Raw genomic sequence first — 23,224 nt, 5'->3', positions numbered from 1 at the left:
GGTCAGGGGCGGGAGGTCAGGGGCGGGTCAGCCGCCGGTAGACCGCCGCGGCCGTCAGCCCGTAGGCCAGGTGCGGGACGGCGTCGGCGACCCACGAGGACGCCTCCCATCCGCGCGGGTCGGTCAGCCGGAGCGCGACGAGGGGGACGTCGCCGGCGGCCATCGCCACCACCGACAGGCCCAGGGCGGCGACCGGCAGGGGGAGGCGCCGGTCGCCGGCGAGCAGCCCGTAGAGCGCGCCGGCTCCGAGGCCCGCCGCGTATCCGAGCAGCGCGCCCACGCCCTCGCGCCTGCTCTCGCCGGCCTGCCCGGAGCCGAGGTCGGCGCCGGCCCGGCCGGCCAGCTCGCCGGCGGCCTCGGACGGCAGCCGGCTCGCGGGGCGGCCGCGTACGGCCATGTCCAGGTAGGTGACGACGTTCAGCGCGGTGGTGCCCGCCGCCCCCGCGACGATTCCCGCTCCCAGGCTCATGACCGGTTCTCCTCCGCCCCGGCGACGCCGCCGGACCGGGACAGGGCGAGGGGACCGCGGGCGCGCCCCGGCCCTCCGGCCGTCTCGCCGGCGGCCGGGCGGGCGGCCCGACCCTTCGGACGTCGCCCCTGAGCGACCCTGTTCTGCCCATGTGACATGCGCGTTCTCCCCCGAGGCGGCAACGAGGTCGATATGCCCGCCGATGCCGTGGTCAACCGTCACCCCGGCGCGCGGCTCCCCGCCCCGGTGACCGCGCCGGTGATCGGCCGCGGCGGCCAGCGGACGTGCTCCGGGCGGGCTACCCAAGGGCGCGGTCGAGGTTGAACGCGGCGCTGATCAGCGCGAGATGGGTGAAGGCCTGCGGAAAGTTGCCGAGCTGCTCACCGGTCTGCCCGATCTCCTCGGCGTACAGGCCGAGGTGATTGGCGTAGGTGAGCATCTTCTCGAAGGCCAGCCGCGCCTCGTCCAGGCGGCCGGCGCGGGTGAGCGCCTCGACGTACCAGAACGAGCAGATCGAGAACGTGCCGTCCTGCCCCCGCAACCCGTCCGGGCTGGCCAGGGGGTCGTAGCGGTACACCAGGGAGTCGGACACCAGGGTCCTGCCGAGGGCGTCGAGGGTCGACAGCCACTTCGGGTCGGTGGGGGAGACGAACTTGGCCAGCGGCATCATCAGGATGGAGGCGTCGAGGACGTCGTCGTCGAAATGCTGGACGAACGCCTGCAGCCGGGGGGACCAGCCGCGTCGCATGATCTGCCGGTAGATCGCGTCGCGGGCCCGCTGCCAGCGGGGCGTGTCGGCGGGCAGCCCGCGATGGCCGGCCATCCGCATGGCCCGTTCGATCGCCACCCAGCACATCAGCCGCGAGTAGACGAAGTCCTTGCGCCCGCCGCGCGTCTCCCAGATGCCCTCGTCGGGCTGGTCCCAGTTGTCGCAGACCCAGTCCACCAGCGTGTGGATCTCCTCCCAGTGGTCGCTGGAGATCGGCTGGCACATCTTGTCGTAGAGGTAGACGGAGTCGATGAGGGCCCCGTAGATGTCCAGCTGGAGCTGGTGGACGGCGCCGTTCCCGGTGCGCACCGGGGCGGAGCCCTGGTAGCCCTCGAAGTGGGACAGCTCGACCTCGGGCAGCTCGGTGCGCCCGTCGATGCCGTACATGATCTGCAGCGGGCCCGACGGGCCGCCGCCGTCCCGGCTGACGTGCTCGGACAGGAAGTTCATGAACGCCGCTGCCTCCTCGCTGAACCCCAGCCGGAGCAGGGCGTACACGCAGAACGCCGAGTCGCGGATCCAGACGTAGCGGTAGTCCCAGTTGCGCTCGCCGCCGGGGTGCTCGGGGATGCTGGTCGTCGCCGCCGCGACGATCCCGCCGGTCGGCGCGTAGGTGAGCAGCTTCAGCGTCAGCGCGGAACGGTGCACCATCTCCCGCCATCGGCCCCGGTAGCGCGACGCGGACAGCCAGCGCCGCCAGTACGCGACCGTGGCGGCGAACTCCTCCTCGGCCTCGGCGATCGGGCACGACCGGGGCTCCACGCCGTCGCCGAGCTTGTCGAGGGCGAAGACCGCGCACTCGCCCTCGGCGAGTTTGAACTCCGACCACGCGTCCGGGCCGTCGGTCTCGATGGGCGTGCTGGCGCTCAGGGACAGGGCGAGCGACGGCGACTCGAAGACCGCCCGGCCGTCCCGCATGCTCAGGTCGTGCGACTGCCTGCCGTAGTCGAAGCGGGGCGCCACCCGCGCCCGGAACGGCAGCGCCCCCCGCACGCACACCACCCGCCGGATCAGCCGGTGCCTGCCGTCCTCGGCCGAGCCGGCGACGACCGGCATGAAGTCCTGGATCTCGCCCACCCCGTCGGCGGCGAAGAACCGGGTGATCAGCACGTTGGTGTCGGGGAAGTAGAACTGCTTGGTCCGCGCCGGCACGTCGGCGGCCAGCTCGAACGACCCGCCCCGGTCGGCGTCCAGGATCGAGGCGAACACGCTCGGCGCGTCGAAGCGCGGGCAGCAGTACCAGCCGATCGTGCCGCCGGTGTCCACGAGCGCCACGCTGCGCAGGTCACCGATCAGGCCGTGGTCGGCGATCGGCGGGTAACGAGGGTCGCCCGCCCGCCCCGGGCGACGAGCGGACCCCGCTGCCGTCATCTCGGCCTTCCCGCCGTCACAGCCCCGCACCTCACGCCCTCAAGCTACGTGCCGCGGAGGCTCGCCGGGGTCTGCGCCGCGTCAAGGACCCGGCAGGTTTCCGGCATGCGCCGGCTCGCGGCGCTCATCCCCGCACGGTCCAGCGGGGGCCGTCCGGGCCGTCCTCGATCGACACGCCTCCGGCGGCGAGCGCCTCGCGCAGCCCGTCGGCGCTGTCGTACGCCTCCTGCTCGCGCAGCCGTTCACGGAGCCGGAGCAGCGGCTCGACCAGCGGGGCGAGCCGGTCGCGCGGTTCGGAGGTGTCGGCCAGGCGGCCGAGCCCGGTGACCAGGTGCCGCAGGATCTCGCGGGCCTCGTCGACGCCGCCCTCGTCCTCCTCGGTGTCGGCGGCCCATCTGGTGATCTCAGTCTCCAGGTCGAGTACGGCCTGCGTGGCCTCCGCGGCGTCGTGCGCGCCGAGTGCGGCGCCGAAGCGCTGTTCGCAGGCGCGGGTCAGCTCGCCGAGGGTGACGTGGCCGGCCGCCGGCGGGGCCGCAGGCACGGGGGACGCTCCGGGGCCCTCGCCGCCGCCTCGGATCAGCCGGCGCAGCTCGGCCAGCCCGGTGGCCGTCCCCGCGGGCAGGAGCGTCCGGGAGCCGGGGCGGCGGACGGTCAGGCCGCCGCGCCCCGCGACCTGGACGCTCTCGGCCCGCAGGTCGAAGACGACGGCCGTGTGCTCGTCGATGCCGAGCACCGCCGCGTCCGGGGGGAGCAGGCGCTCCAGGAAGGCGAGCCGCCGCTCGCCGAGATAGCAGTAGCGGGTGTCATGGGTGCCGCCCTCGGCGTTGTCGTAGTGCGGGATCACCGCGACCTGGAGGCCGAGCGCGCCGAGCAGGTCGAGGCCCTCGCGCCAGTGGGGCTCGGCGCCCACCTTGTAGATCTCGTACACCGGTACCGCCGCGACGCCCGCCGTACAGGCCGCGGCCGAGGCGAGCACCGTCGCTCCGTCCCGCGCGCGGACGCGGCCCCGCAGCTCGGCCGCCACCGGCGTGGCCGTCCACCGGTCGAGTGCGAACGTCGGGCTGCCGGGGCCGGAGAACACCCAGTCGGCCCCGGCGATCTCGGTGCCCACCTCGACGTCGAGCCCGACGCTGCGGGCGAAGTATCTCCGGGCCCGCGAGGAGATGTCCGCGGCGTTCTCCTGGAAGGCGTAGGGGGTGTCGAGCAGGACGGCCCGGGGTCTGCCGCCCAGCCGCCGCACGACGGAGCGGTGGACCTCGACCATGGTCGGGCTCGTCTCGCCCGATCCCATGAGCACCAGCACGCCGGGCCGGTCCTGCATCGCGCTCCTGCCTCTCCGTCGTAGGTGACCGATTCCAGCCATTCACGGGAAGGGGGACGAGGGCAATACCGCCGGTGCGTTCATCCGACGGCGACGGCGACGGCGACGGCGCCCGCGTGCCGGACGCGGGCGGGCCAGGCAGGAAGGACCGTGGACGCGGGCGGCGCCCGGTGGGGAGGCTCACGGACACGGGCGGCGCCCGGCCGGGGGTTCGTGAACGCGGCCGGGCGCCGTCCGCTCGGGAGAGATCTACGGGACCGATCTCAGAAGGTCAGAGCCGCTGCCAGAGCACCGGGACGTTCGGCGGCTCCCAGCCGGGGAGCGCGGTGTGCGCCTGGATGCACCGGTAGCTCGCGCCGCCGTAGGTGACCTGGGAGCCCACCTGGTAGGCGGTACCCGCGGCCCAGGTGCCGGCCGGGGTCGTCGGGCCGGTGGTCGGGGTCGGGCTCACGGTCGGGGTCGGGCCGGTGGTCGGGTTGGGGTTCGGGGAGCCGCCGCCGACCTGCAGGTCGACGCACGAGTAGAAGGCGTTCGGGGTGTCGGCGATGTTCCAGATCGCGAGGACCTTCTGCCGGCCTGACCTGCCACCCAGGTTCACGCTGTGCGAGACCGTGGCGCCGGGCTGGCGGCCCTGGTCGTTGAACACCGCGATCCGGGTGCCGCCGACGTAGTACTCCCATGTGCTGGTGGCGTGGCGAGCGGTCAGCACCCAGTTGAAGGTGACCGAGCCGCCCACGCTCGTGGCCGGCCAGCCCTTGCTCTCGTTGTCGAGCTGGGCGAACCGGGAGTTGCCGCCGCTGCAGCTCCGCAGGCCCTTGGGCCCTTCCACGCTCTGCGGCTCATAGATGATCTCACCGCAGTTGGCCACGCGGCCTTGGGCGCACATGGCCTGCCTGCTCGGTGGCGACGATATGTAGCCGTGCGCGTGAGCCGGTGTGGCGATGAACACCGTGGCCCCGATGGCGATGATCGCCGCTGCGAGGAAGTTGATCGTTCTTCGCACGTGGTACTCCTTTGCTGGGGGGATAAGCCCAACGTAAAGGAAAGTTTCCTAACAGTAAATGCTTGAGTCATGGGACTCCCCGGTCTTCGCCGGATGTCCGGCGACTCGGGAGGACTCCTCGGCGATGAGACCCGGACACCCGGCGGGGCCACCGGCCGGCTCCGTCGGGTATGACTGGGGGATGCTCATCTTCGGCCTCCGCACCGTGACCCACCGGCTCGGCGTGCTGACGCTCCTCTGCCGCAACTGCGGCAACACGGCGGCGCAGGTGCTGTCCAGACAGGTCACCAAGTTCAGCCTGTTCTTCGTCCCGCTGTTCCCGGTGCGGACGAAGTACGGAGTGCAGTGCACCTTCTGCGGGGCGTCCTATGGCATCTCGAAGGACGAGGCGAGCCGTCTGGCGGTCCGCTGACCGCCCGCCGCGACCGCCGTCAGGTCGCGGGAACCGCCGCGACCGCCTCGATCTCGACCAGGATGTCCGGCCGGAAGAGGCCCGCCACCTGTACGAGCGAGTTCGTCGGCGGCCGCTTCACGTTGACGAACTCGTCCCGTACGGCCCGGATGGTGGGCAGCGCCGAGGTGTCGACGACGAAGATCGTGAGCTTGAAAACGTCGTCCCAGGTCGCGCCGCCCGCTTCGAGGGCGGCTCCGACGTTCCGCATGACCAGGCGCGTCTGGGCCTCCCAGTCGCCCGCGGCGGCCGGTGTCCCGTCAGCAGCGATCGGGACCTGGCCCGATGTCCAGACGAGCCGGCTGCCGGGCGGGACGCTGGCGACGTGGCTGTAGCCGTTGGTCGCCGGCAGCGTCGGGGGAGTGCTGAAATCGATGTGCGTCATGGTGCCGTTCCCGGTGTCTCAGAGGTCGGAGGGAAGATCACATGAGACTGTGCCATACGGACCGAGACCGGGCGGAAGCTCCGGCGGCGTGTCCGGTCGGCCGGGGCCGCCGCTCGCGAGCGTGGGCGCGCCGGTCAGGACGAGGTGGTCCCGCCGGCGCCGAAGTGGGTCTCGTGATCCCACAGATGGGTGCATGCCGGGCACTGCAGATGCAGGCGGCTGCCGGTGTTGCCGATGAGGTAGCGCCAGTGCTCCCCGCAGTTCCGGCCGTCGAGGCAGGCTCCGCAGTCCTTGTCGTCGCGGCACCCGGGGCACGGCACCCAGGCCCGGCGTCCCAGGTCGGCGTGGGGATCAATCGGCAGCACGGCCCGGCCCCCTTCGCGGGAGGACTCCGGCCGCCACGAGCATGTCGTAGGTCTCCTGCTGCTGCTCGTCGAGGCCGGAGTAGAGGAGGTCGTAGGCCAGCTCTTCGGCCCGCATCACCGCCGGCGGGTCCCAGTCCGCTCCGACCGCCGCCATGAACGCGGCGCGCCGGCGGGTCTCCTCAAGGGTGAGGTCGATCTCGAAGACGGCGGGTGCGCCGTTGTCTTCCTGACTCATGGCGCGACCTTCCGATGGGGTGGCGGACATGGCGTCCGTGTGATCAGCGGAGGGCCCGGTCTCCGCGAGGGCGCGGTGGGGGCCGGGCAGGGGGATTCTTTGCGATCACGCGAATATGTGCGGGGGTGCAGCCCCTCTCTGAGAGGAAGCCTTGTCCTTTATATACCTTATGTCGCTTTTTATGTCTCGACCGTGACGTAACTCACGGTGGCCTCTCCGTACGGCTCGCTGACACCGGCTGTCGGCGACGGTCCAGCGGTCCGGGCGGGGGCCGGTCGGAGAGGGCGCGGGGCTGCGGGGGCCGGCCGGCCCCCGCAGCCCAGGTCGAAGAGCCGCGCGCCGGCTGCGGGACGTCCGGATGGGAAGGCGTGCTCCGGGCCGGCCGCCCCCCGCGAGGAGGGGGCGGACGCCGCCGGTGTTCTCAGTAGTTCGTCAGCAGCCGGTCGAGGACGCGGGTGCCGAAGCGCAGCGCGTCCACCGGCACCCGCTCGTCGACGCCGTGGAACATCGCGGCGAAGTCCATCTCCGCGGGCAGCCGCAGCGGGACGAACCCGAATCCCCTGATGTTCAGGTCGGCGAAGAACGTCTTGTTGTCGGTGCCGCCCGACATGCAGTACGGCACCGCGCGGGCGGTCGGGTCCTCGGCCTTCAGCGCCGCGATCATCGATTCGACCAGCTCGCCGTCGAACGTGGTCTCCAGCGCGATGTCGTGGGTGATGTACTCACGCCGGACGTCCGGCCCGAGCAGCCCGTCCACCGTGGACAGGAACTCCTCCTCCAGACCCGGCAGGAAGCGGCCGTCCACCACGGCACTGGCCTGGCCGGGGATCACGTTCGCCTTGTAGCCCGCGGCGAGCATGGTCGGGTTCGTCGTGTGCCGCAGGGTCGCGCCGACGAACCGGGCCAGCGGGCCGATGGCCTCGATGATCGGCGCCGGGTCCTCCGGGTCGAAGGGCAGGCCGAAGGCGTCGGCCACCTCCGACAGGAAACGGCGCACGGTCGGCGTCAGGTTGAGCGGCCACTCGTGCGAGCCGAGCCTGGCCACCGCCTTGGCGACCTCGGTGACCGCGTTGTCGGAGTTGAGCATGGAGCCGTGCCCGGCGGTGCCGCCGGCCACCAGGCGCATCCAGGCCAGGCCCTTCTGCGCGGTCTCGATCAGGTAGAGCCGCAGCGAGGGGTCGACCTCCAGGGAGTAGCCGCCTACCTCGCTGATGGCGTGGTCGACCCCGTCGAACAGCTCGGGGTGCTTGGCGGTGAGGTACTTGGCGCCGTACTCGCCGCCCGCCTCCTCGTCGGCCACCCAGGCGAAGACGACGTCGCGCCGGGGCTTGCGGCCCTCGGTCGCCATCTGCCGCAGGACCGCCAGCATCATGGCGTCCATGTCCTTCATGTCGACCGCGCCCCGGCCCCAGATGTAGCCGTCCCGGATCTCGCCGGCGAACGGGTCGACGGTCCAGTCGGCGGCGTTGGCGGGCACCACGTCCAGGTGGCCGTGGACCAGCAGCGCGGGCAGGCCGGGGTCGGAGCCCTCGATCCTGGTCACCACGTTGCCCCGGCCCGGCGCGCTCTCCACGTAGGTCGCCTCGGCGCCGACCTCCGCGAGCCGGGCCATGACGATCTCGGCGGCGGCGCGCTCGCCGGGGCCGCTGCCGTCTCCGTAGTTGCTGGTGTCGACGCGGATGAGCTCGCTGCAGAGCTCGGCTACCTCGGTCTCGGCGGGGGTCATTGGCACTCCAGGGTGAGCAGGCCCGACTTGCGTAGGTGACCACGCTTGTAGGCACGGGTGATGAGGGTGACGTTGACGTCGGTGACGTCGTCGAGCGGGCCGACGACGGCGGTGAGGAAACGGTAGAGCTCCGCCTCGTGAGCCACGGCGACCTGAACGATCATGGTGTGGGTGCCCGAGGTGGCGGCGCAGTAGCGCACGCTCGGATGGGCGGCGAGCGTCTCGCCCACCTCGTCCAGGCCGTGGGCGCGGACCGAGAGCCAGAGCTGGGCCTCCACCTCCAGGCCGAGCAGCGCGGGCTCCACCTCCGCGCGCAGGTGCACGGCCCCGCGCTCCAGGAGGCTCGCGACCCGGCGGCGGGCGGTCGGCACGGAGACCTCCAGCCGCTCGGCGATGGCGGTGAACCCGATGCGGCCGTCGTCGGCCAGCAGGCCGACGATGTCTCTTTCGGGCCCGGTCAGCTCAAGGTGCTCCGGTGGCGGGCCGGCGGGCGCCGGCGCGGTGGCCCTCAGGCGCGCGACCTGCTCCTCGCCGAGGTACGGCGCGTGCCACTCGGCCACCGTCTGGAAGGTGTGCAGCACGACCTGGGTCCGGGTCTGGGCGATGCCGGGAGTGGCAGGGATCTGCGCGGTCAGGATCTCGTGCAGGAGGTGCCTGGAGGGGGCCACCAGCTCGCAGCCGATGTCGGCGGCTCCCGTGACGGCGTAGACCGAACGGGTGTCGGGCCGGATGGAGAGGGCCTCGGCGACCTGCTCCGCCGTACAGGGGCTGACCTGGACGTGCAGGTGCACCGGCGTGCCGAGCCCGCAGCGCAGCTCGTCGAGGATGGCGGTGACCCGCACCGCTCCGGTGGACATCAGCCGCTGGAGGCGGCGGGCCACGGTCCGTTCGTGCTCGCCGACGGCACCGCCGATCTCGCCCCACGTCGCACGGGGGGCGACCTGGAGGGCGGCGACCAGGCGGCGGTCGAGATCATCCAAAATGGTCACGGAGGCTCGTCTGTGTGGCGGAAATATAAAAAGTCTTCAAGATGTTTGACTATTTCTATCATTCAGTTGCAGGGTAGGCCACTTGAGAGACTTCGTACACCACTAAGCCCGAGGAGTCCCCCGTGGCCACAGTTCCCCCCAGGTCGGCCCCGCTCGGCGTCCCACGGAGCCGGGTCCGCCAGTTGATGGCCGCCAACGTCGGCAACGTCGTCGAGTGGTTCGACTGGTACACCTACTCGTTCCTGGCGATCTACTTCTCGACCCAGGTCTTCCCCAAGGGCGCGGGCAACAGCATGGTGCCGTTGCTGAGCACGTTCGCGGTCTTCGCGGTCGGGTTCTTCATGCGACCGCTCGGCGGGCTGCTCGTCGGCTCGTTCGCCGACCGGTTCGGCCGCAAGGCCGCCATGACCTTCACGATCATCCTGATGGGCGCCGGATCGCTGCTGGTGGCGGTCACTCCGACCTACGAGACGGCCGGCGTGCTCGCGCCGATCATCCTGACGCTCGCCCGGCTGACCCAGGGACTGTCGGTCGGCGGGGAGTTCGCCGCCGCCACCACCTTCCTGGTGGAGTCCGCCCCGCCCGGCAGGCGCGGCCTGTTCTCCAGCTTCCAGTACGTCAGCACCACCATCGGCCAGCTCCTCGCCTCCGGCCTCGCCGCCCTCCTCGCCGCCAACCTGAGCGAGGCCGAGATGGGCTCGTGGGGCTGGCGCATTCCGTTCGTCGTCGGCGCCCTGGCCAGCCTCGTCGGGCTGTGGATCCGCAAGGGCGCCGAGGAGACCACGACCCTGGCCGAGGACATCAAGAACGGCGTGGCCGAGAAGCCGAAGCTCTTCGAGTTCCTGGTCCGCTACCCGACCAAGGCATTCATGATCGTCGGCATCACCATGGCGGGCACCGTCGCCTACTACACCTGGACGACGTTCCTGCCCACCTACGCCCAGCTCACGGTCAAGTTCGACAAGGCCGAGGCACTCCAGGTCGGCACTGTCTCACTGCTGTTCTTCATGGTGCTGCAGCCGCTGCTCGGCATGCTGTCGGACAGGGTCGGGCGCCGGCCGATGCTGATCGCCTTCGGCCTGGCCTTCACGGTGCTGCCGGTGCCGCTGATGGGGATGCTGACCGACTCCTTCGCCAGCCTGCTGCTCGTCCAGTGCGTCGGCATGGTCTTCCTCGGCTGCTTCACCTCGATCTCGGCGGCGGTCAACTCCGAGCTCTTCCCCACCCGGGTCAGGGCGTCGGGCGCCGGCTTCCCGTACTCCCTGACCGTCGCGCTGTTCGGCGGCACCGCTCCGCTGGTGGGCACGGCGCTGGTCGACGGCGGCAACGCCGGGATGTTCGCGTGGTACATGTCGGCGCTCGCCCTGGGCTCGACCCTGGTCTACCTCTTCGCGCTCAAGGAGACCAAGGACCAGCCGCTGAGCTGACAGGCCGGCGGGCCGTCACCGCGCCCTGCCGGGGATCCTGTCCGGGGCGCGGGACAGCGCCGCCGCGCGCCCTGGCGGCGGACCGGCCGGGAGGGGCGCCGATCCCTACGGGTGCCGCTGGGGGGCCTGCTTCACCTGGAGGTCTTCGAGCAGGGCCTGCGTGGCGGCGGCGACGGCGTCCACGGCCCGGTCGAAGGCCTCCGCGTTACGCGCGGACGGGGCGCGGAACCCGGAGAGCTTGCGGACATACTGAAGCGCGGCGGCACGCACGTCCTCAGTCGTCACGTCGCTGGCGTACGGTTCGCGAAGGGTTTTGATGCTCCGGCACATGGCATGACGGTACGACACGCCACCGACATCCCACCGGCATCCCGCCCCCGTGTTCCAACGCCGGTCCCGGTCTCGCGCGGCGAGACCGGGACCGAGTGGTGCTCCGCCCGCTGCGGGCGCCCTCAGCCGGCCGCCCCGGCCGCGGGAGACAGCATGAGCAGGCCCAGGCACATCTCGTCGCTGGTGCCCTCGCCCCAGACGACGTAGCGAGGCGGCAGGTCGCGCATCGCGGGCAGCATCCTACGGAGGCCGGCGTCGTGGGTGCAGGTCACCCGGAGGGTGTCGCCGGCCTTGACGGCCACCGGCTCGGGCAGCGGACGGATGGCCTGCTCGTCGAAGTCGTAGGCGGGGATGTCGAGCAGCGTCCGCGCGCCGGGCCCGCCGGGGTTGAGCTCCACTTTGATCGAACGTCCGAGCAGGTGCATGTGCCCGGCGACGGCGTAGACAGTGGCGGGCCCCTCGGTCTTCTGCTCGCAGTGCTGGGTGGAGGCGGCCACGGGAGGCTTGCCGTCGTTGCAGAACCCGTTGAGTCCGGTCACGGAGCTCCCGGCCTGGTCCCCGAAACGGTGCACCACGTCGCGGACCGCGGCCTCACGGTCGCACAGCGGGCCCGACTCCTCGGCGGTGCAGGGCAGCTCGACCGGCGCCGCCAGCCGTGCGGTGATCAGCGGGGCGAGGTCGGTCCGGCCGTCGGTGAGCCGCAGCCGGAGCCCGGACTGGTCGCTGCCGACCGGCTTGCCCTCGGCGGCGAGCAGGTTGTAGTGCACTTGAATGATCAGCTTGCTGCCGGCCGGCATCGGGTAGCCGACCTTCTGCGCGAGAAGCGTCTCGTCGGCGCCCGGAGCCCAGTGACCGACCCAGTCGCCGTCCTCGACGCCGGCGTCGCCGAAGCAGGTCCACCCCTCACCCGGCGTGCTCGCGTCCAGCTTTCCGGCCGCCTGGGCCTGTCCGGGGTCGACCCGGAAGATGATCGCGTGGTGGACGATGCCGGTGTTCTGCGGCAGGAACTGGCTGCCGGTGAGGAAAGCCTTGCCGGTCAGCCCGGGGTCGACCAGGAAGCAGCGGTATTCGTCGGTCCCCCCGGAGGGCGCCGACGGGGTGTACGGCTGCGGCAGCCTCAGGTTGACGAATCGCTCGGAGGTCCGAAGCGGTGCCGCCGCCGGTGGCGTGAACGGTTTCCCGTGACCGCCGTGCGCCCCGGTCCCGGCCGCCGCGCTCGGGGCGTTCGAGGCGACCGGATGTCGCTGTCCGGAGCAGGACGCGATGAGCAGGACGGTGGCGAGCGCGATGGCCATCCCGGCCACCCACCGCACCGGCCGGACTGCGTGTCTCAAAACCCGCCCCCTGTTCTCCACGGGACCACCCGTGGGCTCCGACGCGTGCCGGGGCGGGGACTCCGGTCGAGTTCCGGACCCCGGGCGCTCACTCCAGAGTCCTCGCTCCCGGCGCGTTTTTCATCGGCCGGAAGGTCGGAACCGCTCCTCCATGCGGCCGGCGGCACTCCTCCGCGCGACCGAGGACGCAGCTACGCCGCAAGTGGCGGTCATCACACCGCTCCCGCGACCGCCCAGGTCAGGCGGCCGTCCCCGCCACCCCGCCGCCCCGCCCGGCGGCAGGCGTGGAGATCGCCGTGGAAGACGAGGCCGCCCCGCTCGGGACCCGGCTGACGAGGGGCCGGCTCAGGGGGCGATCGGTAGCCGGCGCTTGTGCTCGGTGAGCCGGTAGCGGCGGACGACGGTCTCGAAGACGGCCTCGTCGACCGGCTTGCCTTCCAGGAGGTCGTCGATGTCGTCGTAGGTGACGCCGAGCGCCTCCTCGTCGGGCCTGCCCGGGTCCAGTGTCTCCAGGTCCGCGGTCGGGGTCTTCCGGATCAGCGCGGACGGCGCACCCAGAGCCTGCGCCACCGCCCGTACGCGCCGCTTGGTGAGGCCGGTGAGCGGGACCACGTCGGCCGCGCCGTCGCCGAACTTGGTGTAGAAGCCGGAGACCGCCTCGGCGGCGTGGTCGGTGCCCACGACCAGCCCTTCGTGCGTGCCCGCCACCGTGTACTGAGCGATCATGCGCTGCCTGGCCTTGATGTTGCCGTGCGCGAAGTCCTGGTGGTGCGCGTCGCGGAAGACCATGCCGCCGGCCAGCAGCGCCTCCAGCGCGGCGTCGCTGGCGGGCTTCACATCGACGGTCAGGACCCGGTCGGGCCGGATGAACTCCAGCGCCAGCTGCGCGTCCTTCTCGTCGGCCTGGGCGCCGTACGGCAGCCGCATCGCGAAGAACGTCGACTCCCGCCCGGCGGCACGGACCCGCTCGACCGCGAGCTGGCACAGCCGGCCCGCGGCCGTGGAGTCCACACCGCCGCTGATGCCCAGCACCAACGAGCGCAGGCCCGTGGAGGTCAGCTGGTCGGTGAGGAAGGCCACCCGGCGCTCGATCTCCTGCCGTACGTCGAAGGACGCGCTCACCTGGAGATCCCGGGCGATCTCCTGCTGCAGGGATGTGGACGCAAGCTCGGTCACGGTTACTCCTCGGTCGGGCCCGCGGGCAGGGGTGGCACGTGCCGCCGGCGGGAGCCACGGGCGCGTGATGGGGGACGGAGGCACTCTACGGGAGCGAGCCGAGTACGTCGGTTCAGGTCCTCGTCCGCCGCGGTGCCGCCGGGGCCACCGCCGCCTCGGCGGAGGCCTCGCCTCACCCCGCGTCTGCGGGGCGCGTGCCATGCGGTGGAGCGCGCCCTTCTAAGATCCAAGGTGTGGCGAAGTATTTCGATGTGCATCCGGACAGCCCGCAGCCCCGGCTGATCAGCCAGATAGTCGAGCTTCTGCACGCGGACGGGCTGATCGCGTACCCGACGGACTCCTGCTATGCGCTGGGGTGCCGGCTGGGCAACAAGGAGGGCATCGACCGGATCAGAGAGATCCGCAAACTCGGCAGTGATCACCACTTCACTCTGGTCTGCAGGGACTTCGCCCAGTTCGGCCAGTTCGTTCATGTGAGCAATGCGCTGTTCCGGTCGGTCAAGGCGGCGACTCCCGGCGGTTACACGTTCATCCTGCCCGCGACCAAGGAGGTGCCGCGGCGGTTGCTGCACCCCCGGAAGAAGACGGTCGGCGTCCGGATCCCCGATCACGTCGTCACGCAGGCGCTGCTGGCCGAGCTCGGCGAACCGCTGCTGTCGAGCACCCTGCTGCTGCCCGACGAGGCCGAGCCGTCGACGCAGGGCTGGGAGATCAAGGAGAGGCTCGACCACGTGGTGGACGCCGTCATCGACTCCGGCGAGTGCGGCGCCACCCCGACCACGGTCGTCGACTTCTCGCAGGGCGAGCCCGAGGTCGTCCGCCGGGGCACCGGAGACCCGTCCCTCTTCGAGTAGGCGGGTGGAGGGCCGGGTTCTCCGGCGAGCCGAGCGCGGGAGTCCGCGTGCCCCCTGGCGATGCGGTGCGACACACCGGGCACGCGGTGAGCGGGTCTCAGGCGGGCAGGGCGCCCGAGGGGCCCCAGCCCGGGACCTGGAAGCGGGCGGTGAGCGCGGTCTCCGCCACCTCCTCGCCGCAGGCGCGGCAGACCACCACCGGGTCGAGATCGCTCCCGCAGGAGTGCCGGAACACCACCGACGGACGGTCGGCGAGATGCCGGTCGCCCCAGCTCATCAGGGTGAGCAGCACCGGCCGCAGCTCCCGGCCCGCGTCGGTGAGGTGGTACTCGGAGCGGGGCGGGCGCTCGCTGTAGGGGACCTTCTCCAGCACGCCCGCCTCGACGAGGGCGCGCAGGCGCGTGGCCAGGATGTCGCGCGGAGCCCCGATGTTGCGGACCATGGCGTCGAAGCGCCGGACCCCCCAGAAGACCTCGCGGAGCACCAGCAGGGAGTACTTCTCGCCGATCACGCCGAGCGCGTCGGCGATCGAGCAGGGACGGGGGTCGTGCATCCGCCCAGTTTAGGGCAGTGCATTTGCTTATCCAACTCACCGGGTTATAGTTCGTCCAGCTTTCCAACTGACCGGCCGACCCGAGGAGCCGATGGACATGCGCGACGCCGTCATCGTGGAGGCCGTACGGACTCCGATCGGGAAGGGGAAGCCCGGCGGCGCGCTCGCCGACGTGCACCCGGTCGACCTCCTGGCCCACACCCTGCGCACTCTCGTCGGCCGCTCCGGCGTCGACCCGGCGCTCGTCGACGACGTGATCGGCGGCTGCCTCGACCAGGTGGGCGAGCAGGCGATGAACACCACCCGCTACGCCTGGCTGTCGGCCGGTTTCCCGGAGTCCGTCCCGGCGACCACCGTCGACCGCCAGTGCGGCTCCTCCCAGCAGGCCGTCCACTTCGCCGCCCAGGGCGTGATCTCGGGGGCGTACGACCTGGTCGTGGCCTGCGGAATCGAGTCGATGAGCCGGGTGCCGATGTGGTCCAACGTGCCGCCGGGCGCCGACCCCTTCGGCCCGGGGCTGGCGGCCCGCTACCCCGAGGGGCTCGTCCCCCAGGGCATCAGCGCCGAGCTCATCGCGGCCAGGTGGTCGATCGGCAGGGAGGAGATGGACGTCTTCGCCACCTCCTCCCACCGCCGCGCCGCCCGGGCGCACGCGGACGGCCTGTTCGACGCCGAGCTCGTGCCCGTCGCGACGGACGCGGGCACGGTGACCGCCGACGAGTCCGTACGGCCGGGCACCACCCCCGAGATCCTCGCCGGGCTCCGCCCCGCCTACGCCGACCCCGCCTACGCCGAACGCTTCCCGCAGATCGACTGGTCGGTGACCGCGGGCAACGCCAGCCCGATCAACGACGGCGCGTCCGCCGTGCTGATCGCCTCCGGCGAGACCGCGGCCCGGCTCGGACTGCGCCCGAAGGCGCGGCTGCACAGCTTCGCGGTGACCGGCTCCGACCCGCTGACCATGCTGACCGGCGTCATCCCGGCCACTGAGAAGGTGCTGCGGCGGGCCGGGCTGCGGCTGGACGACATCGACCTGTTCGAGGTCAACGAGGCCTTCGCCTGCGTCGTGCTGGCCTGGCTGCGGGAGACCGGCGCCGACCCGGCCAAGGTCAACGTCAACGGCGGCGCCATCGCGCTGGGCCACCCCCTCGGCGCCAGCGGGACCCGCCTGATGACCACCCTCGTCAACGCCATGCACCAGCGTGGCGCCCGCTACGCGCTGCAGACCATGTGCGAGGCCGGCGGCCTGGCCAACGCGACCGTCCTGGAGGCCGTCACGGCCTGACGGCGGGCCTCTCTCCCGGAGCCCCGGCCCGGCGCCGGTTCTCGCGCCGGGCGGTACGGGCGGTGCGGCCGGGCCCGCCGGGACGGTCAGGACCTGCGCGCCTTCACCGGCACCTAGGGGAGTGCCTCCTCGGCAAGGCCTCCAAGGTGTTCCCGCAGCTGCGCGAGGACGGCCTGTGAGGACCGCCCGTCATCCCGCGGCGGCGTCCAGGGAGCCGATCACGTCCTCGGAGACCTGTCCCAGCCGCTCACGCTGGGGGAAGTCGCCCACCGGCACCCGGGCCACCTCGCGCGCGGTCTCGTAGTCCACGACCGAGATCACGTCCTTCTCGCTGAGCGACACCGAACAGTGCCGGCCGTCGGCGGCCGTGGCCGTCCAGTACGGCAGGCTGCCGGTGTCGTAGTGCACGTAGCCCCGTGTGGTCAGCCCGGGGCGGTCGACGATCGCCACGTAGTCGTCGATCGTGCCGGCCACGCAGAGCTCGCCGCCGTCCGCCGACATCGCCATGCCGTGGTGCGCGGAGTTCTGCGGGTAGTCGTCGGCGGCGAGCCTGCCGCCCGCCTCGCTGAAGGGCATCTCCACCTTCCGGGTGATCTTCCCGGTGGTCAGGTCGACCTCGGCGAAGCCGTTGAGGTAGGAGAACTGGGCGTACATCGTCCGGTTGTCGGGAGTGAACACCGCGGGGCGGATGCCGTACTCGAAGGTGTGCTTCCTGATCACCTTCAGCGTGGCGCCGTCCACGACTGTGAGCTGCCGGGCGCCTTTGAGCGCGTTCAGGGAACGGGGCAGGGAGGTGACGCCGATGCTGGAGTTGTACAGGAGGCTGCCGTCGGGGGAGTAGTCGTTGGCGTGCGGGTAGGTGCCGGTCGGGATGTCGGTCACGAGCCGGCCGGTGGCGGTGTCGATCACCTGCGCTGCGGAGGCCGTCGTCGCCGACACGACGAAGTGCCTGCCGTCGGCGGAGAGCGCCGCGTGGTCGGCCTTGAAGCCCTCGATCTTGTAGCGCCACAGCATCCTCCGGCCGGCGATGTCGAAGGCGACCGCGTCCGCCAGGTTGCCGCGGGAGACGTACAGCGTGCGCCCGTCGGGGGAGACCGCCATGTCGTCGACGAGCTTGCGGTATCCCTGGATCCGGTTGACCGCCTCGTATCCCGCGCGCTCGACCGGGTTCATCGCCCTCAGGCGCTCGTCGAGATCCGGGACCGCGTCGAACGAGCCCAGGTTGCGGTAGGTGCGGCCGTCGACGAAGCTGACCGTTCCGCCCTGAGCGTTGCCCACCAGGAGCACCTCTCGCAGGGACGCCGACCGGGCGGCGGTGGCGGGGCCGACGAGGGCCGCCAGCAGGACGGCGGCCGCGGAGAGCGGCATGACGGATTTCAGGGAAGGTGCGCGCACGGTGTCGCCGTCCTCTCGGTCGATGGGCACTTCCGTGAGCTCGCGCCGCGGGACCGGTCGCCGTGGCCGGTGGCGGAGGGGCACCTGCCCCGACGGCCGGAATCCGTTCAGGCGAGAACGCTACAGGCGCCCGCGGACGGGCGCTTGTGGGCGGGTCAGCAATTCACGCGGCGGGATTGTCTCCTCCTGACAACCCGGAGCGGGAGGCGCTCCGGGTCGGCGGACGGTCAAATGTTCGTCGGTGAACGCGGGGATAAGCCGGACGGGCGGGCGGGTAGGACAGCGCCCGTGAACGGCGAAGCGAGCACCACGGGACCGGAGGCTCCGGTCCCGGCGGACGTCCGGCCGCCGTGGCTCCCGGACGGACCGGCCGGTCCCGGCGGACCGGCGCGCTGAGCGCGGTCAGCGATGTCACCGGTCTTCCGGCGGGCCGCCGGCCGACTGACCGACGCCGCCCCGGGCTGGCTGGTGGAGACGGTACGGCCGGCGCCGGCGGCGCTGCGCTGGGAGCCGATGCTGCGCATGGCCGTGGCCGTGACCACCCCGCTCCTCGTGGGGCTCGCCGCCGGGCAGATCGTGCTCGGCCTGCTGCCCTCCATGGGGGCCATGTCCACCGCCATGGCCGACCGGGGCGGGTCCTACCGGGCCAGGATCATCCTGATGAGCTCGGCCGGCTCCGCCGGCGCGCTGGGATACCTCACCGGCGCCCTGACCCGCGGCCACGGCTGGTGGACCGTGCTGGCCGTGGTGGCCGTCTCGCTGGTGTCCGCGCTGCTCAGCACGGGCGGAGGCGCGGGTTCGGCGGCAGGGCTCCAACTGCTCGTGATGACCGTGCTCGGCACCGGCATACCGCTGCCCGGACCGCCCGGCCCGCACGCGCTGATGTTCCTGCTGGGCGCGCTGTGGGCCCTCGCGCTGGCGCTCGTCCACTGGCCGGCGCATCCCCGGGCCGCCGAGGAGGCCGCGGTCGTCGCGGTCTACCACGCCCTCACCCGGCTGTTCGCCGACCGCGGCCCCGGCGCCCTGACGGCGTTCGACACCGCTCTCAGGAACGGCTACGACACCGTGCTCAGCGCCCGCTCCGCGGCGGCGGGGACGGATGCCGAGCGCACCCGCCTGGTCGCCCTGCTGAACCAGTCCTCGCTGATCCGCAACGCGCTGATCTCGCTGTGCCAGGAGGAACGCGAGCCGCCCGGGGATCTGGCGGCCGCCGTGGAGGAGGTCGCCGGCTCCCTCGCCGGCGGGCCGGAGCCGCACGCGCTGCGGCACGCGTGCGACTCGCCCGCCCTGCGCGCCCTGCACTCCGGCGTGCGGGGGGCCGTCGAGCTGGTCTCCGGCGGTGACATCGCGGCCGACCAGGTGCCCTACGAGCCGGTCGGGTACCGCCGGAGGCTCCGGGCGCTGTGGGAGAAGATGTGGTACGGGCACCTCGCTCGCGTCTACACGGTCCGCCTCTCGCTCTGCATGGGCGTCGCCGGCGCGGTGAGCGAGTTCGGCTGGTTCGAGCGGTCCTACTGGGTGATGCTGACCGTCGCGCTGGTGCTCAAGCCCGACTTCGGGTCGGTGTTCGCGCGCGCCGTGCAGCGCGCGCTCGGGACGCTCGCGGGCACGTTGATCGGCACCGTGGTGCTCCTCACGGTGCCGTACGGCCCGGCGCTCCTGATCCCGATCGCCGTCTTCGCGGCGCTCATGCCGTACGGCCTGCAACGCAACTGGGGTCTGATGTCGGCCTTCCAGGCTCCGCTGGTCCTGCTCCTGGTGGACCTGCTGACCCGCGGCGGCCCGATGCTGGCGGAGGTCCGGCTGGTCGACACCCTGGCCGGATGCGTGATCGTTCTCCTGCTGGGGTATCTGCCGTGGCCGGCGAGCTGGGAGGCGCCGGTCGGGCCGAGGTTCGCCGACGCGGTGTCGGCCACCGCCCACTACATCCGGCACGCCTTCGACCCGGACGATCCCGGCAGGGCGCTGCTCCGCCGCAGGACCTACGACGCCCTCGCCGACCTGCGTACGGTCTTCCAGCGGGCGGTGACCGAGCCGAGGGTGGTCAGCCGGCGCATCACCACCTGGATGCCGGCGATGACCGCGCTGGAACAGGTGGCCGACGCGACCGCCGCCACGGTCGCGCGCACCGAACACGGGGCGCCGCCGCCGTCGGACGCCGCCGTCGGGGCGCTGGTGACGTCCCTGGAGGACATCGCGGCCGACGTCCGCGCGGGGCGGACGCCGAGAAAGCCCGAGCTCGCCGACGAGGAGACCCTGGAGCGGGTGAACTCCGCCGTCCAGGGCCTGCGCGACACCGTGTCGGGGGAGCACCCGGACGCCGGCGGCGGGGACGGCGCGGGCACCGGGGACGGAAGGCGATGAGGGCCGGAGGGAGGCCGGTCACGCCGGGCAGGGGTCCCGTCCGGCGGTGATGTGACCTACTACGGGCGATCGGTGCGAGCCCGGTGACGCCGGTGGCCGCTGTGGCACTGGAGGCGGGCATGCCGCAGCGGTCCGCGCGGTCGAGGCATGGCGGGTCTCTACGACGCCCGGTAGCATCAGATGATCGGCAGGTAGATGGGAGTCGCGCGCGATGCGTGGTCTGGGAGACCTGGAGTCGGTGATCATGGACCGGCTGTGGTCCTACCGCCGGCCCGCGTCGGTCAGGGACGTGCTCGAAGATCTCCGCCGTGAGCGGGAGATCGCCTACACCACCGTCATGACGGTGATGGACAAGCTGCACACCAAGGGCCTGCTCCGCAGGGAGCCGGTCGGCCGGGCCTACATCTACCGGACGGTCGCCACCAAGGAGGCCTACACCGCCGAGCTGATGCGCGCCACGCTCGCCTCGGGCGGAAACCAGGCGGCCACGCTGGTGCACTTCCTGGAGCGCCTCAGCCCGGAGGAGGCCGCCGCGCTCGAGGCCGCGCTGAAGGTCTACCCGCCCGGAAGCCGGGCGTGACGGCTGTGGCGAAGGTCCATCCGTCCGGAAGCCGGGCGTGACGGCTGTGGTGAAGGTCCATCCGTCGGGAAGGCGGGTGTGACGGCCGTACCGAAGGCTTATCCGCTCGGATAGCCAGGCGTGACGGCCGCACCGAAGGTCCATACGCCCGGATAGTCGCAGGTGACAGCCGGAGCGGAGACCCGTTCGCGGATGGCGGCCCCGGTCGTCCCAGGCCCCGTGCGCCGTCGTCGCGGGAGCCCTGCCGCACCCCGCGGACCCGCCCCGCCGAGCCACCGCCTCCAGGGCTCCGCAGCGGCCGGTCCAGACGTCCACCGGCCGTTCTCCCCGAAGGGGATCACCTTCGACAACGATGCGTCGTAGTGGGGTGATAGGCCAAGTCAGAGGCGATTTCAGGGGGAATCTCTCCACTGAAGGCGCTAAATGTCTGATTTGGCACAACGGTCGCCCTAGGGGCATCATCCTCTACTACCGTCCATCGGACGAAGGGCGCCACGGCTCGACACGCCACAGCCGGCGCCCCACACCTCAGGGGAAGGGAGAAGCGTGACGGCTGCGTCCCGCGGGATTCGACGTCACGACGTACTCCGAGCCCTGATCTCGGCGCTCACCGCTGTGATCCTGTGCGCCTGCCTGGCGTCGGCGGGTCAGGCCGACCCCAAGCCCAGCGCCAAGAAGCTCCGCAAGGAGCTGGCGCAACTGCAGAAGCAGTCAGAGGCCATGATCACCGAGTACTACAACGGCCGGATCGAGCTGCAGAAAGTGGAGAAGACCGAGAAGGTGGCGCGAGGCAACCTCAAACGCGCGCAGCAGGAATTCGACCGGGCGGCGGCCGAGATCCGCATGCTGGCCGTCGAGCAGTACCGCAGCGGCGGGATGGGCGTGACCGTCGCGCTGCTGGGAAACCCCGACCCGAGCGCCATGCTGAACCGCCTGGCGCTCACCCAGCAGATCGTGAGCGAGCAGGATGCCAAGCTGCAGGGGTTCGCGAAGGTGCGTGACTCCCACAAGGGCGCGCAGAAGATGGCCGGGCAGCGCGCCGACGAGCTCCGCGCGTCGCTCAAGAAGCTCGACGGCCAGAAGAAGCGCGCGGAGAGACTGATCGGTCAGATCAAGGACAGGATCGACCAGCTCTACCCCACCCCGGGGCTCAGGAGGGCCGACGGCACGTGGGTTCCCCAGCTGCCCTCGGGGCCGGACAACATCACACCGCGGATGCGGCTGGTCCGGCAGCTGATCGCGCAGCGCTTCGGCCCGCGGTTCGGCATCGGCTGCTACCGGGCCGACGGCGGCATCGCGGGCGGCGGGGAGCACCCCCTCGGCCGTGCCTGCGACTTCATGCTCAGCCGCGGAGGAGGCATGCCCTCCGGCGCCGAGACCGGTCGCGGGCACGAGATCGCGGCGTGGGCCATCAAGAACGCCCGGCGGCTCGGCATCATGTACATCATCTTCCGCCAGCGGATCTGGCACGTCCGCACCGGCAGCTGGCGGACCATGTCCGACCGCGGCGGCACCACCGCCAACCACTTCGACCATCCTCACATCTCGGTCTACTGATGTTCGAGGCGGCTGACCCGCGGTTACGCGGGTGGTTATCCCTCTGAGGGCACATCCAGGGCACATTCCGGATCTCCGGTGCGCCCCCGGGCGCCGTCGATCACCCCGCGCACACGGTCCTCGCAAGGCGGCGCCGGCCACGGCTCAGCCGTGCCTGATCCTCCGGAAGAAGGAGCGCCTCCTGCGAGGCGGTTCGGCGACGGGCTTCTCCTCGGCGGGATGGCCGGCCCGCCAGTCGCCGACGACCTCGTCCACATCGATGAGCGGCTGGAGAAGCGGCGGACCGGACAGGGGCTTTCCGTAGCTCTCACGGATCTTGTCGTTGACGTTCTCGATGATCCTGCGAGCCTCGGCCTCCGTCCGAGCTCCCACCGCCGCCGCCCGGGACTCCTCGGCCTCCTTGCGCAGCGCGAGCGTCCCCGGCAGCGGGAACGACAGGTTCTCCGCCTGCATCTTCTGCTTGATCCACCACATCTCGTCGTGCGGCCTGCCCTCGCCGGGAAGGGGCTTGCCCGCGCCCGGCAGGTCGTCGAACTCCCCGCGCTCGGTGGCCTCACGGATCTGCCGGTCGATCCACGTCTCGAAGCCGACTCCGGGTGGTTTGCGTTCCGTCACACCCTCACCTCCCATGCCGCGATCAGCATCACCTTCGAGGATAACCAGGGGCATGCCCTGGGGAGGCGCCTCCTCCGAGGCGTCCTCACCACGATGAGAGGCCGTTGACGAGGCGCCCTTCCCTACGGTTCGGAAGGCGCCTGACCGGTGTCCTGTCTGTCCCGGCTCCAGATCTCGGTGCATCGAGGGAGGTCTCTGATACTTCCGCCTTCGGGGATCATGCCCCAGAGGAAGGGGATCAGGTATTGGGGCGGTTCGCCCAGGAGCACGGCCAGTTCGTCCTCGGTGACGGTGAGGGTGAATGCCGAGCCCGGTTGCCCGGGATTCCATCCCTGTTCGAGGGCTCGCCGGACGCATCCGGCGATGAGGGCGGGGCGGACCGCGATCGTCCGTTCTCCGAGCCAGTTGTCCGGCCGGGCGCAGGGAAGTGACACCACGAGAACCCGCCCCGGCTCCTCGGCCCGCTCGACGGTGACGGTGAGAGGACTCCAGCCGTTGCCCTGGCAGTAGGTGGGCCTGGGCCGGATCCGCCAGCGGAAGGCGACGCCGTCGACGCTGATGGGCCGTGAGCCCCTCCTGGGCATTGTCACGGGCGCCTCCGGGCTTCTGCTCTGTCCGCCGCCGTTCTGCGGGAGTACCGAAGGCTGCGAAAAGTGATGCGGGACACCCG

General features: G+C 71.8%; 23 protein-coding genes. 7 read left to right on the top strand and 16 right to left on the bottom strand.

The window, feature by feature from the left end:
- Window positions 1–16 precede the first annotated feature (16 nt).
- The 4 genes from CA984_RS15290 to CA984_RS15275 all read right to left on the bottom strand — a co-directional run bounded on the left by CA984_RS15290 (window position 17) and on the right by CA984_RS15275 (window position 4,933).
- Window positions 17–469 (bottom strand): hypothetical protein, encoded by a 453-nt coding sequence (locus CA984_RS15290; protein WP_086572508.1) that lies wholly within the window; start codon window positions 467–469, stop codon window positions 17–19.
- A 298-nt stretch (window positions 470–767) separates the two neighbouring features.
- A complete protein-coding gene (locus CA984_RS15285; protein WP_086572526.1) occupies window positions 768–2,609 on the bottom strand; it encodes a glycoside hydrolase family 15 protein in 1,842 nt (613 codons plus the stop codon).
- 124 nt (window positions 2,610–2,733) lie between these two features.
- A complete protein-coding gene (locus CA984_RS15280; RefSeq protein ID WP_086572506.1) occupies window positions 2,734–3,930 on the bottom strand; it encodes a CysS/YqeB C-terminal domain-containing protein in 1,197 nt (398 codons plus the stop codon).
- A 271-nt stretch (window positions 3,931–4,201) separates the two neighbouring features.
- A complete protein-coding gene (locus CA984_RS15275; protein ID WP_086572504.1) occupies window positions 4,202–4,933 on the bottom strand; it encodes a lytic polysaccharide monooxygenase in 732 nt (243 codons plus the stop codon).
- Window positions 4,934–5,114: 181 nt separating this feature from the next.
- On the opposite strand from CA984_RS15275, the gene CA984_RS15270 reads away from it, so the two are divergent.
- A complete protein-coding gene (locus CA984_RS15270) occupies window positions 5,115–5,345 on the top strand; it encodes a zinc ribbon domain-containing protein (RefSeq protein ID WP_086572502.1) in 231 nt (76 codons plus the stop codon).
- A 19-nt stretch (window positions 5,346–5,364) separates the two neighbouring features.
- Here the strand turns inward: CA984_RS15270 and CA984_RS15265 are convergent, their stop codons facing one another.
- The 5 genes from CA984_RS15265 to CA984_RS15245 form a co-directional block, all read right to left on the bottom strand.
- Window positions 5,365–5,769 (bottom strand): RidA family protein, encoded by a 405-nt coding sequence (locus CA984_RS15265; RefSeq protein WP_086572499.1) that lies wholly within the window; start codon window positions 5,767–5,769, stop codon window positions 5,365–5,367.
- A gap of 134 nt (window positions 5,770–5,903) precedes the next feature.
- The gene (locus tag CA984_RS15260; protein ID WP_086572497.1) at window positions 5,904–6,134 is read right to left on the bottom strand and encodes a hypothetical protein; all 231 of its coding nucleotides are present in this window, start codon (window positions 6,132–6,134) and stop codon (window positions 5,904–5,906) included.
- Window positions 6,121–6,369: a DUF6400 family protein gene (locus tag CA984_RS15255; protein ID WP_086572494.1), complete on the bottom strand. Its 249-nt coding sequence runs from the start codon at window positions 6,367–6,369 to the stop codon at window positions 6,121–6,123. The genes CA984_RS15260 and CA984_RS15255 overlap by 14 nt, the downstream gene beginning before the upstream one ends.
- Window positions 6,370–6,790: 421 nt before the next feature.
- Complete coding sequence (locus tag CA984_RS15250; protein ID WP_086572492.1) at window positions 6,791–8,095, bottom strand: M20/M25/M40 family metallo-hydrolase; 1,305 nt, start codon at window positions 8,093–8,095, stop codon at window positions 6,791–6,793.
- Entirely contained in the window at window positions 8,092–9,084 is a 993-nt protein-coding gene (locus tag CA984_RS15245; RefSeq protein WP_086572490.1) for an Lrp/AsnC family transcriptional regulator, read from the bottom strand. The genes CA984_RS15250 and CA984_RS15245 overlap by 4 nt, the downstream gene beginning before the upstream one ends.
- 122 nt (window positions 9,085–9,206) lie before the next feature.
- Between CA984_RS15245 and CA984_RS15240 the strand changes: the two genes are divergently transcribed.
- On the top strand, window positions 9,207–10,511 hold the full coding sequence (locus tag CA984_RS15240) for an MFS transporter (protein WP_086572487.1): 1,305 nt from the start codon (window positions 9,207–9,209) through the stop codon (window positions 10,509–10,511).
- A 105-nt stretch (window positions 10,512–10,616) separates the two neighbouring features.
- On the opposite strand, the gene CA984_RS15235 is transcribed toward CA984_RS15240, so the two are convergent.
- The 3 genes from CA984_RS15235 to nadE form a co-directional block, all read right to left on the bottom strand.
- On the bottom strand, window positions 10,617–10,841 hold the full coding sequence (locus CA984_RS15235; RefSeq protein WP_031167543.1) for a DUF2277 domain-containing protein: 225 nt from the start codon (window positions 10,839–10,841) through the stop codon (window positions 10,617–10,619).
- 122 nt (window positions 10,842–10,963) lie between these two features.
- Window positions 10,964–12,175 (bottom strand): monooxygenase, encoded by a 1,212-nt coding sequence (locus CA984_RS15230; protein ID WP_242675964.1) that lies wholly within the window; start codon window positions 12,173–12,175, stop codon window positions 10,964–10,966.
- A 345-nt stretch (window positions 12,176–12,520) separates the two neighbouring features.
- Window positions 12,521–13,351: an ammonia-dependent NAD(+) synthetase gene (gene nadE, locus CA984_RS15225; protein WP_086572484.1), complete on the bottom strand. Its 831-nt coding sequence runs from the start codon at window positions 13,349–13,351 to the stop codon at window positions 12,521–12,523.
- A gap of 233 nt (window positions 13,352–13,584) precedes the next feature.
- On the opposite strand from nadE, the gene CA984_RS15220 reads away from it, so the two are divergent.
- Window positions 13,585–14,205 carry an L-threonylcarbamoyladenylate synthase gene (locus tag CA984_RS15220; RefSeq protein ID WP_086572481.1) on the top strand — a complete coding sequence of 207 codons (621 nt, stop codon included), beginning with the start codon at window positions 13,585–13,587 and terminating at the stop codon, window positions 14,203–14,205.
- 97 nt (window positions 14,206–14,302) lie between these two features.
- Here CA984_RS15220 and CA984_RS15215 read toward each other — a convergent pair whose 3' ends face one another.
- A complete protein-coding gene (locus CA984_RS15215; RefSeq protein ID WP_086572479.1) occupies window positions 14,303–14,758 on the bottom strand; it encodes a winged helix-turn-helix transcriptional regulator in 456 nt (151 codons plus the stop codon).
- Between the two features lie 97 nt (window positions 14,759–14,855).
- Here CA984_RS15215 and CA984_RS15210 point away from each other — a divergent pair, with 97 nt between their 5' ends.
- Window positions 14,856–16,043 carry a thiolase family protein gene (locus CA984_RS15210; protein WP_086572521.1) on the top strand — a complete coding sequence of 396 codons (1,188 nt, stop codon included), beginning with the start codon at window positions 14,856–14,858 and terminating at the stop codon, window positions 16,041–16,043.
- Between the two features lie 189 nt (window positions 16,044–16,232).
- Here CA984_RS15210 and CA984_RS15205 read toward each other — a convergent pair whose 3' ends face one another.
- The gene (locus CA984_RS15205) at window positions 16,233–17,468 is read right to left on the bottom strand and encodes a YncE family protein (RefSeq protein ID WP_086572477.1); all 1,236 of its coding nucleotides are present in this window, start codon (window positions 17,466–17,468) and stop codon (window positions 16,233–16,235) included.
- Window positions 17,469–17,846: 378 nt separating this feature from the next.
- Here CA984_RS15205 and CA984_RS15200 point away from each other — a divergent pair, with 378 nt between their 5' ends.
- The 3 genes from CA984_RS15200 (at window position 17,847) to CA984_RS15190 (ending at window position 21,939) form a co-directional block, all read left to right on the top strand.
- A complete protein-coding gene (locus CA984_RS15200; RefSeq protein ID WP_086572475.1) occupies window positions 17,847–19,802 on the top strand; it encodes an FUSC family protein in 1,956 nt (651 codons plus the stop codon).
- A 211-nt stretch (window positions 19,803–20,013) separates the two neighbouring features.
- Window positions 20,014–20,382 (top strand): BlaI/MecI/CopY family transcriptional regulator, encoded by a 369-nt coding sequence (locus CA984_RS15195; RefSeq protein WP_086572473.1) that lies wholly within the window; start codon window positions 20,014–20,016, stop codon window positions 20,380–20,382.
- 546 nt (window positions 20,383–20,928) lie between these two features.
- Entirely contained in the window at window positions 20,929–21,939 is a 1,011-nt protein-coding gene (locus CA984_RS15190) for a coiled-coil domain-containing protein (protein WP_086572471.1), read from the top strand.
- 144 nt (window positions 21,940–22,083) lie between these two features.
- Here CA984_RS15190 and CA984_RS15185 read toward each other — a convergent pair whose 3' ends face one another.
- Window positions 22,084–22,554 (bottom strand): DnaJ family domain-containing protein, encoded by a 471-nt coding sequence (locus tag CA984_RS15185; RefSeq protein ID WP_086572518.1) that lies wholly within the window; start codon window positions 22,552–22,554, stop codon window positions 22,084–22,086.
- A 122-nt stretch (window positions 22,555–22,676) separates the two neighbouring features.
- Entirely contained in the window at window positions 22,677–23,144 is a 468-nt protein-coding gene (locus CA984_RS47150; RefSeq protein ID WP_207620885.1) for a hypothetical protein, read from the bottom strand.
- Window positions 23,145–23,224 lie beyond the last annotated feature (80 nt).

The sequence above is a fragment of the Streptosporangium minutum genome (assembly GCF_002149035.1).
GTDB lineage: Bacteria > Actinomycetota > Actinomycetes > Streptosporangiales > Streptosporangiaceae > Streptosporangium > Streptosporangium minutum.
The sequence above is the reverse complement of the archived record's forward strand: the minus strand, read 5'-3'. Positions and strand labels throughout refer to the sequence as shown.